This window comes from Actinomadura craniellae, assembly GCF_003289645.1.
In the GTDB taxonomy this organism is placed as follows: Bacteria; Actinomycetota; Actinomycetes; order Streptosporangiales; family Streptosporangiaceae; genus Actinomadura_D; species Actinomadura_D craniellae.
This window is the reverse complement of the sequence record NZ_QLYX01000008.1, coordinates 273,094-286,103: the sequence shown is the minus strand read 5'-3', so window position 1 is coordinate 286,103 and position 13,010 is coordinate 273,094. Positions and strand designations below refer to the sequence as shown.

General features: G+C 72.0%; 11 protein-coding genes. All 11 read left to right on the top strand.

Annotated features, from left to right (window positions below):
- Positions 1-60: 60 nt before the first annotated feature.
- Positions 61-150 carry a K(+)-transporting ATPase subunit F gene (gene kdpF, locus DPM19_RS19350; protein WP_111869346.1) on the top strand — a complete coding sequence of 30 codons (90 nt, stop codon included), beginning with the start codon at positions 61-63 and terminating at the stop codon, positions 148-150.
- Positions 150-1,811 (top strand): potassium-transporting ATPase subunit KdpA, encoded by a 1,662-nt coding sequence (gene kdpA, locus DPM19_RS19345; protein ID WP_111869345.1) that lies wholly within the window; start codon positions 150-152, stop codon positions 1,809-1,811. The genes kdpF and kdpA overlap by 1 nt, the downstream gene beginning before the upstream one ends.
- Positions 1,811-3,928 carry a potassium-transporting ATPase subunit KdpB gene (kdpB, locus tag DPM19_RS19340; protein ID WP_111869344.1) on the top strand — a complete coding sequence of 706 codons (2,118 nt, stop codon included), beginning with the start codon at positions 1,811-1,813 and terminating at the stop codon, positions 3,926-3,928. The genes kdpA and kdpB overlap by 1 nt, the downstream gene beginning before the upstream one ends.
- A gap of 7 nt (positions 3,929-3,935) precedes the next feature.
- Entirely contained in the window at positions 3,936-4,850 is a 915-nt protein-coding gene (locus tag DPM19_RS19335) for a potassium-transporting ATPase subunit C (protein WP_199485171.1), read from the top strand.
- Between the two features lie 12 nt (positions 4,851-4,862).
- Entirely contained in the window at positions 4,863-7,424 is a 2,562-nt protein-coding gene (locus DPM19_RS19330; protein ID WP_111869342.1) for a sensor histidine kinase, read from the top strand.
- A complete protein-coding gene (locus tag DPM19_RS19325; RefSeq protein WP_111869341.1) occupies positions 7,421-8,101 on the top strand; it encodes a response regulator in 681 nt (226 codons plus the stop codon). Before DPM19_RS19330 ends, DPM19_RS19325 begins: the two co-directional genes overlap by 4 nt.
- 190 nt (positions 8,102-8,291) lie before the next feature.
- Positions 8,292-8,711, top strand: coding sequence for a peptidase inhibitor family I36 protein (locus DPM19_RS37080; RefSeq protein ID WP_111869340.1), 420 nt, complete (start codon positions 8,292-8,294; stop codon positions 8,709-8,711).
- Complete coding sequence (locus tag DPM19_RS19315) at positions 8,668-9,744, top strand: hypothetical protein (RefSeq protein WP_199485172.1); 1,077 nt, start codon at positions 8,668-8,670, stop codon at positions 9,742-9,744. Before DPM19_RS37080 ends, DPM19_RS19315 begins: the two co-directional genes overlap by 44 nt.
- A gap of 127 nt (positions 9,745-9,871) precedes the next feature.
- Positions 9,872-11,014 (top strand): peptidoglycan-binding domain-containing protein, encoded by a 1,143-nt coding sequence (locus tag DPM19_RS19310; protein WP_111869338.1) that lies wholly within the window; start codon positions 9,872-9,874, stop codon positions 11,012-11,014.
- Complete coding sequence (locus DPM19_RS19305; RefSeq protein ID WP_111869337.1) at positions 11,011-11,727, top strand: ABC transporter ATP-binding protein; 717 nt, start codon at positions 11,011-11,013, stop codon at positions 11,725-11,727. Before DPM19_RS19310 ends, DPM19_RS19305 begins: the two co-directional genes overlap by 4 nt.
- Positions 11,720-12,976, top strand: coding sequence for an ABC transporter permease (locus DPM19_RS19300; RefSeq protein ID WP_111869336.1), 1,257 nt, complete (start codon positions 11,720-11,722; stop codon positions 12,974-12,976). The genes DPM19_RS19305 and DPM19_RS19300 overlap by 8 nt, the downstream gene beginning before the upstream one ends.
- Positions 12,977-13,010 lie beyond the last annotated feature (34 nt).

The window sequence follows — 13,010 nt, the reverse complement described above, 5'->3', positions numbered from 1 at the left end:
CCTGCTGACAGTCGCGGTCTTCGCGCTGTTCGCCCTGGTCGTGAAGGCGGTCGAGCGGCTGTGACGTTCGAAAACGCCGTGGGCCTCGTGCTGGCCGCGGCCTTGATCGTCTTTCTGATCGTCGCGCTGGTGTTCCCGGAGAGGTTCTAGTGAACGGCACCCTGGCGGGAGTCGTCTTCTTCGGCTCCCTCGTCCTCGCCCTGGCCGTGGTCTACCGGCCGCTGGGCGACTACATGTACCGGGTCTACACCGACCCCGGGCACTGGCGGATCGAACGCCTCCTCTACCGGCTGGTCGGCGTCCGCCCCGACGCGGAGCAGACCTGGGGTGCCTACGCCCGCAGCGTCCTGGCCTTCTCGGCCATCAGCATCCTGCTGCTGTACGCGTTCCAGCGGGTGCAGCAGTACCTGCCGCTGAACCTGGGCTTCGACCCGGTCAAGCCGGACCAGGCGTGGAACACCGCGGTCAGCTTCGTCACCAACACCAACTGGCAGTCCTACGCGGGCGAGCAGACCATGGGCCACCTGGTGCAGATGGCCGGGCTGGCGGTGCAGAACTTCGTGTCCGCGGCGGTCGGCATGGCGATCGCGATCGTGCTGGTCCGCGGGTTCGCCCGGCGCGGGTCCGGTCACCTGGGCAACTTCTGGGTGGACCTGGTGCGCGGCGCGCTGCGGATCCTGCTGCCCATCGCGTTCGTCGGCGCCCTCGTGCTGGTGGCCGGGGGCGTGGTGCAGAACCTGGCCTCACCGGACACCGTCGGCACGGTCGCCGGCGGCACGCAGCACCTCACCGGCGGGCCGGTCGCCAGCCAGGAGGCCATCAAGGAACTGGGCACCAACGGCGGCGGCTTCTACAACGCCAACTCCGCCCACCCGTTCGAGAACCCCACCCCCTGGACGAACTGGCTGGAGATCTTCCTGCTGCTGATGATCCCGTTCGCGCTGACCCGCACGTTCGGGCGGATCGTGGGCCAGCTCCGGCAGGGCTACGCGATCGCCGCCGTGATGGGGATCCTGGCGGTCGTCAGCATCTCGCTCACCATGACGTTCCAGCTCATGCACCAGGGCACCGTGCCGGAAGCGGTCGGCGCCGCCACCGAGGGCACCGAGGCCCGGTTCGGCGTGGCGAACTCGGCGGTGTTCGCCGCCTCGACCACGCTGACCTCCACCGGCGCGGTGAACTCCTTCCACGACTCCTACACCGCGCTCGGCGGCATGATGCCGCTGGTCAACATGATGCTCGGCGAGGTCGCGCCGGGCGGGGTGGGCGCCGGCCTGTACGGCATGCTCATCCTCGCCGTCATCACCGTCTTCGTCGCCGGCCTGATGGTCGGCCGCACCCCCGAGTACCTGGGCAAGAAGATCGGCTCCCGGGAGATCAAGTACGCCTCGCTGTACTTCCTGGTCACCCCGGCGCTGGTGCTGGCGGGCACCGCGGTCGCGATGGCCACCGAGAGCGGCCGGGCGGCCATGCTCAACAGCGGCCCGCACGGCCTGTCAGAGGTGCTCTACGCGTTCACCTCCGCCTCCAACAACAACGGGTCGGCGTTCGCCGGCGTCACCGTCAACACGGTCTGGTACGACACCGCGCTGGGCCTGTGCATGGTGCTCGGCCGGTTCCTGCCGATCATCCTCGTCCTGGGGCTGGCCGGGTCCCTCGCCCGGCAGGGCGGCACCCACGTCTCGGCGGGGACGCTCCCCACCCACCGGCCGCAGTTCGTCGGCATGGTCACCGGAGTCACGGTGATCCTCGTCGCCCTCACGTTCCTGCCCGCGCTCGCGCTCGGGCCCCTCGCGGAAGGACTCCACTGATGCCCACGCCCACCCCCCGGAACCGGGTGCGGGGCGGTCTGTTCGACCCCAAGCAGCTCGCCCGGTCCCTGCCGGACGCGCTGCGCAAGCTCGATCCCCGGACGCTGTGGCGCAACCCGGTCATGCTGATCGTCGAGATCGGCGCCGTCTGGTCCACTGTGCTGGCCGCGCTGGAACCGAGCTGGTTCGCCTGGCTGATCGTGGTCTGGCTGTGGCTGACCGTCCTGTTCGCCAACCTGGCCGAGGCCGTCGCCGAGGGGCGCGGCCGGGCCCAGGCCGCCACCCTGCGCAAGGCCAAGCAGGAGATGACCGCCCGCCGGCTGCGCGGCTGGGAGCCGGGCCGGGACGTCCCCGAGGAGCCGGTGGCCGCCGCCGACCTGCGCCGCGGCGACCATGTGGTCGTCGAGGCCGGGCAGCTCGTCCCCGCCGACGGCGATGTGGTGGAGGGCATCGCCAGCGTGGACGAGTCCGCCATCACCGGCGAGTCCGCACCGGTCATCCGGGAGTCCGGCGGCGACCGGTCCGCGGTGACCGGCGGCACCCGGGTGCTGTCGGACCGGATCGTGGTGCACGTCACCCAGCGGCCCGGCGAGAGCTTCATCGACCGGATGATCGCCCTGGTGGAGGGCGCGTCCCGGCAGAAGACGCCGAACGAGATCGCGCTGAACATCCTGCTCGCCGCGCTCACGGTCATCTTCCTGCTGGCGGTGGCCACCCTCCAGCCGCTGGCGATCTACTCCAAGAGCACCCAGCCCGGGGTGCCCGACTCGCTCGCCCTGGGCTCCGGCGGTGTCACCGGCATCGTGCTGGTCTCGCTGCTGATCTGCCTGATCCCGACCACCATCGGGGCGCTGCTGTCGGCGATCGGCATCGCCGGCATGGACCGCCTGGTGCAGCGCAACGTGCTGGCCATGAGCGGGCGCGCCGTCGAGGCCGCCGGGGACGTCAGCACGCTGCTGCTGGACAAGACCGGCACCATCACGCTGGGCAACCGGCAGGCGGCCGACCTGATCCCGCTGGACGGGGTCGCCCCCGACGTGCTGGCCGACGCCGCGCAGCTGTCCAGCCTGGCCGACGAGACCCCGGAGGGCCGGTCGGTGGTGGTGCTGGTCAAGCAGCGGTACGGGCTGCGCGAGCGCGCCGCCGGCGAGCTCGACCGGGCCCGCTGGGTGGAGTTCACCGCGCAGACCCGGATGTCGGGTGTGGACCTGGACAACGAGGGCCGCTCCCTGCGCAAGGGCGCCGCGGGCGCGGTCGCCGAGTGGGTCCGCGGCCAGGGCGGCAGCGTGCCGGTCCAGCTCGGCGAGATCGTCGACGGCGTCTCCGCCGGTGGCGGCACGCCCCTGGCGGTGGCCGAGAAGACGCCTTCCGGCACCCGGCTGCTCGGCGTGATCCACCTCAAGGACGTCGTCAAGCACGGCATGCGCGAGCGGTTCGACGAGATGCGCGCGATGGGCATCCGCACCATCATGATCACCGGCGACAACCCGCTGACCGCCAAGGCGATCGCCGACGAGGCCGGGGTGGACGACTTCCTCGCCGAGGCCCGTCCCGAGGACAAGCTGGCACTGATCAAGAAGGAGCAGGAGGGCGGCCGGCTGGTCGCCATGACCGGGGACGGCACCAACGACGCCCCCGCGCTGGCCCAGGCGGACGTCGGGGTGGCGATGAACACCGGGACGTCGGCCGCCAAGGAGGCCGGCAACATGGTGGACCTCGACTCCGACCCCACCAAGCTCATCGAGATCGTGGAGATCGGCAAGCAGCTGCTCATCACCCGCGGCGCGCTGACGACCTTCTCGATCGCCAACGACATCGCCAAGTACTTCGCCATCATCCCGGCGCTGTTCGTGGCGCTGTATCCCGGGCTGGACGCGCTCAACGTGATGCGCCTGCACAGCCCCCAGTCGGCGATCCTGTCGGCCGTCGTCTTCAACGCGCTGGTCATCATCGCGCTGATCCCGCTGGCGCTGCGCGGCGTCGCCTACCGGCCCGCCGGGGCGTCCACGCTGCTGACCCGCAACCTGTCGATCTACGGGTTGGGCGGGATCGTCGCCCCGTTCGTCGGCATCAAGATCATCGACCTCTTCGTCCAGTTCCTTCCTGGGATGTCCTGACATGCTGATGCCCACGTGGATCCGCAACCACCTGGCCGCGCTGCGCGCGCTGCTGGTGTTCACCGTCCTGCTCGGCCTGCTCTACCCGCTGGCCGTCATGGCCGTCGCCCAGCTCCCCGGGCTGCGCGGCGGCGCCGGCGGCTCGAAGATCGAAAGCGGCGGGAAGGTCGTCGGCAGCCGGCTCATCGGCCAGTCCTTCACCGGCCCCGACGGCACCCCCCTACCGCAGTACTTCCAGAGCCGCCCCTCCGCCACCATCGACAGCCCCGTCAAGGGGCAGGAGGCACCGAACCCCGACGACACCTCCTACAACCCGACCGGATCGGCGGCCAGCAACCTCGGCCCCGAAGACGTCCTCGACACCCTCGGCGACGACGGGTCGCAGAGCCTGCTCACCCAGGTGTGCGCGCGCAGCAAGGCGATCGGCGAGCTGGAGGGCGTGGACGGCTCCCGGCCGTACTGCACCCCCGACGGGGTGGGCGCGGTACTGAAGGTGTTCGGCCCGCGCGGCACCGACGGGCGGGTCACCCGGCCCACCCGGGTGGTCAGCGCCAACCAGGCGTGCCCGGCCGTCCCCTTCCTGGCCACCTACGAAGGCGTCCGCGTCGAGTGCGCCCGCCCCGGCGAGGACCTGGCCGCCGGCGCGACCGTACCGGTCCGGGGCGGCGCCCCGGCGGACCCGCGGGTTCCCGCCGACGCGGTGACCGCCAGCGGCAGCGGTTTGGACCCGCACATCAGCCCCGCCTACGCTCGGTTGCAGGCGGCCAGGGTCGCCCGGACCAGGGGCGTCCCCGTCGAGCGGGTGTTGCAGGCGATCGACGCCAACCGGCGGGGCCGGGACCTCGGCTTCATGGGCGAGCCCCGGGTCAACGTCGTCCAGCTCAACCACGAGCTGGACACCAGGTTCCCGGTCCGGAAGTAGAGGAGAAACCCCATGGCGCGCGGGCGGCTCCGCATCTACCTGGGGGCCGCCCCAGGCGTCGGCAAGACCTACGCCATGCTCGCCGAGGGCCGGCGCCGGCTCGGCCGCGGCACCGACGTGGTGATCGGCTACGTGGAGACCCACGGCCGGGCCCGGACCGCCGAGCAGGTCGAAGGGCTGGAACTGGTGCCGCGCAAGACGATGGAGCACCGGGGCGCGGAGTTCACCGAGCTCGACACCGACACGGTGATCGCCCGGCGCCCCGCGGTGGCGCTGGTGGACGAGCTGGCGCACACCAACGTCCCGGGCTCCCGCAACGTCAAGCGCTGGCAGGACATCGAGGAGCTGCTGGACGCCGGCATCGACGTCATCTCCACCGTCAACGTCCAGCACCTGGAGTCGCTCAACGACGTGGTGCGGGAGATCACCGGGGTGCCGCAGCGCGAGACGGTGCCCGACGAGGTGGTCCGCCGCGCCGACCAGGTCGAACTGGTCGACATGACGCCGGAGGCGCTGCGCCGCCGGATGGCGCACGGCAACGTCTACGCCCCCGAGAAGGTGGACGCCGCGCTGGGCAACTACTTCCGCGTCGGCAACCTCACCGCGCTGCGGGAACTGGCGCTGCTGTGGCTGGCCGACAAGGTCGACGACCAGCTCGACCGGTACCGCGCAGACCACGGCATCCGCGGCACCTGGGAGGCCCGGGAGCGGGTGGTCGTCGCGATCAGCGGCGGGACGGAGGGCGACACGCTGATCCGGCGGGCCGCGCGCATCGCCGACCGCACCAAGGGCGCCGACCTGCTGGCCGTCCACGTCCTCCGCGGCGACGGCCTCACCGGCGCCAACCCCGCCGACCTCGCCCGGCAGCGGGCCCTGGTGGAGAGCATGGGCGGCACCTACCACCAGGTGGTCGGCGACGACATCGTGGCCGCCCTGCTGGACTTCGCCCGGGGGGCCAACGCCACCCAGCTCGTGCTCGGCGCGTCCCGCCGGGGCCGGTTCGCGCGGCTGCTCTCCCGGGGGGTGGGGATGACGACCATCGCGCAGTCCGGTGCCATCGACGTGCACATGGTCACCCACGAGAAGGTCAGTGCCGGGCGGCGGCCCCCCGCCCTGGGCGGCGGGCTGACCGCGCAGCGGCAGGCCGCCGGGTTCGCGCTCACCGTCCTCGGCCTGCCGCTGCTCACCCTGCTGCTGGCCGCGCTGCGCGACCGGGTGCCGCTGCCCAGCGACATACTGCTGTTCCTCGCCGCGGTGATCGGGGTGGCCCTGGCCGGCGGCCTGTACCCGGCGCTGCTGGCGGCCGTGGCCGGGTCGCTGCTGCTGAACTACTACTTCACCCCGCCGTACCACACCTTCACCATCTCCGAGCACGAGAACCTGCTCGCGCTGATCGTGTACGTGGTGGTCGCCGCCGCCGTCAGCACGGTCGTCGACCAGGCCGCCCGGCGCACCCGCCAGGCCGCCGCGGCCCGGGCCGAGGCGACCCTGCTGGCCACCCTGTCCGGGCACGTGCTGCGCGGCGAGCGCGCCCTGGACTCCCTGCTCGAACGGCTCCGCGAGACCTTCCGGCTGACCTCCGTCACCCTGCTGGAACGCCCCGCCGACACCCCGCTGACCCCCGGCCGGCAGCACGACCCGCACCGCTGGAAGGTCGCCGCCGCCACCGGCGGGCGGCCCTGCGGCAGCCCCGACCAGGGCGACGCCGAGATCACCATCGACGACGACCTGGTCCTCGTGCTGTGCGGCCCCACCCCCTCGGCCACGGACCGGCGGGTGCTGGAGGCGTTCGCCGCCCAGGCCGCCGTCGCGCTGCGGCAGCGCCGGCTGACCGAGCAGGCCGAGCAGGTGCGCCCGCTCGCCGAAGCCGACCGGATGCGGACCGCCCTGCTCAACGCGGTCAGCCACGACCTGCGCACCCCGCTCTCCTCGGCCAAGGCCGCCGTCGAGAGCCTGCGCAGCCCCGACGTCTCCTGGAGCGAGCAGGACGAGGCGGAACTGCTGGACGCCGCCGCCCAGTCCCTGGACCGGCTGGACCGGCTGGTCGCCAACCTCCTCGACATGAGCCGGTTGCAGGCCGGGGCGCTGGGCATGCTCACCCGCCCGATGGCCGTCGAGGACATCGTTCCGCGCGTCCTGGACGACCTCGGCGCGGACGCCGCCCAGGTCCGGGTGCAGGTGCCGGGCGCGCTGCCCGAACTCCTCGCCGACCCGGCACTGCTCGAACGCATCCTCGCCAACCTGCTGTCCAACGCGCTGCGCTACACCCCGCCCGGCGCGGCGGTGCTGGTGACCGCGAGCTCGCACGCCGACACCGTGGAGATCAGGGTCGTGGACCGCGGCCCCGGGATCCCGGCGGCGGACCGGGACCGGGTGTTCCTGCCGTTCCAGCGGCGCGGCGACCGCGACAACCACACCGGCGTCGGGCTGGGGCTGGCGCTGGCCCGGGGCCTCGCCGAGGCGATGGGCGGCGGCATCGAGCCCGAGGACACCCCCGGCGGCGGCGTCACGATGATCCTCACCCTGCCCGCGCACCGGGCCGCCGTGCCGGACCCCGAGGCGGAGCTGCGATGACCCGCATCCTGGTGGTCGACGACGACCCGCAGATCCTGCGCACCGTCAGCCTGAACCTGCGCGCCCGCCAGTACGAGGTGGCGGCCGTGCCCGACGGCGGCCAGGCCCTGGCCCGGGCCGCCACCTGGCACCCCGACCTGATCGTCCTGGACCTGGGGCTGCCCGACCTGGACGGCGTCCACGTCATCCGCGGCCTGCGCAGCTGGACCCGGGTGCCCATCATCGTGCTGTCGGGCCGCACCGGCAGCCAGGACAAGGTGGACGCCCTGGACGCCGGCGCCGACGACTACGTGGGCAAGCCGTTCAGCGTGGACGAGCTGCTGGCCCGGATCCGCGCGGTGACCCGCCGCGCCCCCGGCACCGAGGCCCCGCCGGCCGTCACCGTCGGCGACCACGAGGTCGACCTGGCGCGCAAGACCGTCCGCCGCGTCTCCGACGGCGCCGAGGTGCACCTCACCCCCACCGAGTGGGGCGTTCTCGAACTGCTGGTGAGCAACCCCGGCAAGCTGATCAGCCAGCGCCGCCTGCTCGCGGAGGTCTGGTCCCCCCAGCACGTCAAGGAGACCCACTACCTGCGCGTCTACCTGGCCACCCTGCGCCGCAAGCTCGAACCCGACCCGGCCCGCCCCCGCCACCTGATCACCGAACCGGGCATGGGCTACCGCTTCGAACCCTGAGCCGGGCGGTCACAACAGACCAGCTCGACCACACGCCCATCAAGGTGTGCATCCATTCTGACAGTTGAGATGTCAACCATTCAGATAACGGCTAAATAACGTCACTCTATGCATATTGCTCACAGCAAAATGCATATGGTCGAATCGTCTGGTCACCGAAGTTTTACTACCTCTCTGACTGGGGATCAGCATGGCAGTAAGGGCAACGGTACTGGCAACCTCTCTATCCGCCGTGACGGTAGCAGGTCTCTGCCTCTCGGCTGCGACCCCGGCGGCTGCGGAGCCCGCCCCGGCGGCCGCGGCGAATCCCTGCGACATCGGCGCGCTGTGCGTGTACGAAGACGCGGAGTTCGGCGGCAAGCACTTCGAACACCAGGGAAACCAGTCGAACTGGCTCAACACCTCGGCACCGTCGCAACTTCGAAACAAGGACTCTTCCTGGGCGAACCGCTACCAGAGCTGGTACTGGAGTTGCGTCTACGACAGGCCCGGGTACGTGGCCGTGACAGTATGGGTCAGCCGAGGGCAGTACCTCCCCCGAGCAGGCTCCGGAATGTATGTCAACCGTGGCGAAAGTCACCACGGCTGGAACGCCGGCGTCTCCTGCTGACCTAACCGAAGGGTACGAAGACGTGCCGATTATTCGGCAAGCTCGCTGCCGCCCGGACAGCCGTTCCGGGCGGCAACGGGCCACCATGTCGAAATATTTGCAGATCGGCCTGGCCGCCGCCATTTCGGCGGTGCCGCTCGCCGGCTGCGGAGGAGACTCCCCGGACCGGGGTCCCGTCAAGGGCGGCCCCGAGGTTCCCTGGCAACTGCCCCGGTCTCCGGATCCCGGCGTCCGGGACGCCCTGCGCGGTCTCTTCGACGGCTTCAGCACGCGGTTCGCCGCGGAGCAGGAACTCGTCCACCGGTGCATGGCGGCCAAGGGCTTCCGCTACGTCAAGCTGACGGCCCCCGCCACCGACGCGCACCCCACCATGGGCAAGGACGACTACGGCATCGGCGTCGCCGCGGCCAAACGTCACGGGTACAAGACCCAGGAGCGTATCGGGGGACCGCAGAACGACCCCGGCGCCGCTGACCTCAAGCTTCTTTCAGAGGCAGACAGGAAAAGATGGGGAGAAGCTTTCTACGGCCCGGACGATGTCAAAAGAATACGGGTTACCCTGCCGGACGGAAAGCAAATCGAAACCTCTCCCGTCGGCTGCCTGTCCGAGGCGCGCATCAAGATATTCGGCTCCCTCGAACAGATGCTCAAGGGCGAGAACTTCGCCGCGAACCTTCCCATCGAGGCCCGTCGTAGAGCCGGCGCCGACCCTGCCATGAAGACGCTCAACTCCACCTGGTCGGCATGCATGTCCGGCAAGGGGCACCCCGCTCTTCCCGACCCCGCCGCGGCCCGCAGTCAGGCCGCGACCCGCTACAAGTCGGCAAGCGCCGACCAGGCGTTCAGAGCGGAGATCAAACTGGCCGTCGCAGATGCGGAGTGCGAGCTCAAAAACAATTACGCAGCTCAACGTCGCCGGCTGGAAGATCTCTATTACACGGCTGGGATGCGCCGGTACGAGGCAGATATCACCGCCATCAGGGAGATGAACCAGGCTGCGCTCGCGCGGGCAAAGAAGATTCTGACAAGTTAGGGCGAACGGTCCATATGCGCTGCCGTTTCGGCACCCGCGATCGAGACGAAGGACCGACATGCCGGCCTTAGGGCGCAGCCGATGGGCGGTTTTCACCGGTCTGAGCGGCTTGGTACTGGGGACGGGAGTGACCTGGTGGCTCGCCGGCCAGGCCCGGACACCGCAACAGCTGGCGGCGGAGGCGAAGGCTCCGCCGAGATCGGTGATCACCGTGCCGGTACGGTTCGAAACGCTCGTGCGCACGGCGACCCTGGACTGCCGGGCGGAACCGAGTTCGGTGGTGCCGGTCCCGCTGGCGGCCGGCGAGGGGCAGGGCGACCCCGTCGTCACGGCACTGCCGGTGAAAAACGGGCACCTGATCGGCGAGGGCCGGGTCCTGGTGGAGGTCTCAGGCCGTCCGGTGATCGTGCTGGCCGGGCGGCTACCGGCCTACCGGGACATCCTGCCGGGAGCCAGGGGCCCTGACGTCGAACAGCTGCAGGCGGCGCTGGTCCGGCTCGGGCTGCTGCCCGCGCGGCGGCCGAGCGGCACGTTCGACGAGCGCACCCGGCAGGCCGTGGCACGGCTCTACCGCGACCACGGCTACCCCGCCCCCGGCGCGGCGCCACCGGCCGGTGGCGGGACGGAGGAACGCGACCCGCGATCGCCCGCCGCGGGCGTGACGATGCCCCGCCGGGAACTGCTGGTGCTCCCCCGGCTGCCGGCCCGGCTGGGCAAGGTCGCCACGGCCGTCGGTGAGCCCGCGCGGACCGGAGACGTGGTCGTGCAGTCCGGCCGGGTGGTGCTGCGCTGCGCGGTACCCGACGAAAGCGCCGTACACGGCCTGCGCAGGGGAGCCCCGGCCACCGTGACACCGCCGGCGGGCAGGGCGCTGCCGGCACGGGTCGACCGCATCGGCCCGGCCGTGCGGAACGATCCGCCGGCCGGCCAGGGCTCCCCGGCACCGGACGACGAACCGGGGGACGAACCCGGTCGGGAGGTGACGCTCCGGGCGGGGTCGTCCCTGAAAGCCGGCACGGGTTACCAGGCGCGCATCGAAGTCGAGAAAGCCGCCGCGAAGGGGCCCGTCGTGCCCTCCTCCGCGCTGTGGTCGCTGCCCGGCGGCCGTACGGTCGTCAAGGTCGTCCGTGCCGGGCGGCGGCTCGAAGTGGAGGTCGAGCCGGGCTTCGAAGTGGACGGCCAGGTCGCGATCTCCACGCCGGCGGGCGCGCTGGCCGGCGGCGACCAGGTACTGGTGAGCGCCTGGACGGTTCGCGAGGAGCCCCCGTGACGGCGGCCGTGACCCTGGAGGGGGTCTGCCGGACCTACGAGTCGCCGGCCGGGCCGGTCGACGCCCTCAGCGAGGTGAACCTCTCCGTCGCCGCGGGCGAGATCGTGGCGATCATCGGCCCGTCGGGATCGGGGAAGTCGACGCTGCTGAACACGCTCGGCCTGCTGGATCGCCCGACCTCGGGCCGCTACCTGCTGGGCGGGCAGGACACGGCACGGCTGTCGGAGGCCGAGCGGACCCGGGTACGGGCGCACCGGATCGGCTTCGTCTTCCAGGCGTTCCACCTCATCGGCCACAAAACCGCGGTCGCCAACGTCGCGCTGCCTCTCCTGTACAACCGCGGACCCCGCCGGGAGCGGCACCGGATCGCGCGGGAAACGCTCCACCGGGTGGGGCTGGGCCACCGGCTCCACGCGGTGCCCCGCACCCTGTCGGGGGGCGAGAAACAGCGCGTGGCGATCGCCCGGGCCATCGTGCACCGGCCCCTGCTCCTGCTCTGCGACGAGCCGACCGGGAACCTGGACACCGAAATGTCCGGCACGGTGATGGCCATGCTCGCCGACCTGGCGCACGACGGCGGGCCGGCCGTGGTCGTGGTCACCCACGACCTCGCGATCGCGGGCGCCGCGGACCGCGTGCTGCGGGTACGCGACGGGCGGCTCGGCGAGGTCACCGACCGGCAGGCGCTCGCCGAGCGTCCCCCGCATGGCTGAGCCGCGGCACCGGGGCGGCGCGGCGGCGCTGGACCTGGTGACCGAGGCGGTGGAGGCCGTACGGGGGCGCAGGCTGCGCAGTGCCCTGACCCTGCTCGGGGTCGCGTTCGGCATCCTGGCCCTCGTGGCGACCGTCGGCCTGACCGGTTCCGCGGCCGCCCAGGTGTCGGCCCGGTTCGACGCGCTCAAGGCGACCAGGATCTCCGTGGAGGGCTTCTCGGGTGCGGCGGGCGCTCCGATCGACACCGCGACCGGCCTGCGCGGCCCGGTCATCGGCCCCGACGCGCTGGAGCGGGCCAGGCGGCTGAACGGGGTCGTCGCCGCCGGAACGGTGGCCCTCGCCGGGGACCCCCTGCCCCGGGCCGGCCGGCCCGGCGACCGCGTGCCGTCGGCGGCGGTGGAGACCCAGGTGATGGCCGCCGATCCGGACGCGCTGCGAGCGCTGCGGATACGGCCCGTCTCGGGCCGGCTGTACGACCCCGTCCACCAGGACCTGCGGCATCGGGTGCTCCTGCTCGGCGACGTCGCGGCCCGCAACCTGGGGCTGAACCCGGCCGATCACAGCATCGCCGACGGGCGTACGGTCATCCACCTGGCGGGACGCCCCTACCTGCTGCTCGGCATCGTCACCACCGCGGACTTCGACTCCCAGGCACAGCTGTCGGCGATCGTCCCGGAATGGGTGGCACGTGACCCCACCTCGAAGATCTCGTTCCAGGAACCCAAGGTGGTCGTGCAGACCCGGCCCGGCGCGGCCCGGCAGGTGGGCACCGAGGCCAAGGTCGCCCTCGACCCGGCCCAGCCCGACCAGCTCGTCGCCCAGGTCCCGCCCGACCCGGAGCGGCTCCGGGCCGGGGTCGAGACCGACACCCGCACGCTGTTCCTCGTCATGGCCGCGGTATCGCTGCTGATCAGCGCGATCGGTATCGGCAACACCACCCTGGTCGCCGTCCTGGAGCGCCGCCACGAGATCGGGTTGCGGCGTGCCATCGGCGCCTCCCGCCGCTCCATCCTCGTTCAGTTCCTGCTGGAGAGCGGTGTGCTGGGCCTGCTCGGCGGGGTGGCCGGCACCATCGGCGGGCTGGACCTCACCATCGCGATCTCCCTGGCCAGGGGGTGGACCGCCGCCATCTCACCCTGGCTGCTGGTGGTCGGGCCGCTGCTCGGCCTGACCGTCGGTCTCGTGGCCGGCGTGTACCCCGCCGCCAAGGCCGCCCGCATGGAGCCCGTCGCCGCCCTAGCCACCTGAACCCCGCCGGCCGCGTTCTCTCCCCCGTCTCCCG